2 protein-coding genes are annotated in these 760 nt (G+C 71.7%); both read right to left on the bottom strand.

Annotated elements, in window-relative coordinates; all coding sequences use genetic code 11:
* Positions 1-8: 8 nt before the first annotated feature.
* On the bottom strand, positions 9-257 hold the full coding sequence (locus G7A99_RS22575; RefSeq protein ID WP_163144259.1) for an SH3 domain-containing protein: 249 nt from the start codon (positions 255-257) through the stop codon (positions 9-11).
* Positions 258-295: 38 nt separating this feature from the next.
* On the bottom strand, positions 296-760 hold a 465-nt coding region (locus G7A99_RS22570), incomplete at its 5' end, for a nicotinate-nucleotide diphosphorylase (RefSeq protein ID WP_371807660.1).

Here is a 760-nt window from a genome sequence, read left to right as displayed (position 1 = left end):
TGCGGGGCTCAGCGCAGCTGACTGCTGCGGACCCAGCCGCTGTCGCCGTTACGGGTGCGTACGTGCACGTAGCGGCCCTCGCGGCGGCCGGTGGTCACGGGCTCGCCGGGCTCCAGGCGCCGGCCGCGGTCGGCGGTGGAGTCCGGATCGTCGAGGAGATAGGGCGCGGAATAGCGGGCCTTCGCGTTCCCGGCCGGTGCGGCCGTGGGCAGGGCGAGGAGCAGCAGGGCGGCAAGGACGAGGGTGTAGCGCGACATGTCGAACCTCCGTGTCGGTCGCGGTGGATGTGTTTACGTTAACGTTGGGGGGTGCCGGGTTGCAGGCGCATGGACAGATCCACGGCGCGGACGTGCTTGGTCAGTGCCCCGGTGGAGACGTAGTCCACGCCCGTCGCCGCGATGCCGGCCAGCCCCTCCCACTCGACGTTGCCGGAGGCCTCGAGCCGGGCGCGGCCGGCGTTCATGGCCACCGCCTCGCGCATGGCCGCCAGCGGGAAGTTGTCGAGCATGATGATGTCGGCACCGGCGGCGAGCGCTTCGGCGACCTCGTCGAGGGTCTCGGTCTCCACCTCGACGGTGACGTCCGGGTGGTGATGGCGGGCGGCCTGGACGGCCGCGGTGATGCCGCCGCAGGCGAGGACGTGATTCTCCTTGATCAGGATCGCGTCGAACAGCCCCTGGCGATGGTTCACGGCGCCGCCGCAGGCGGTGGCGTACTTCTGGGCGCGGCGCAGTCCCGGCAGGGTCTTGCGCGTGTCGAG

The sequence above is a fragment of the Arhodomonas sp. KWT genome, from assembly GCF_010993615.1.
This window is presented reverse-complemented; position numbering and strand designations above follow the sequence as displayed.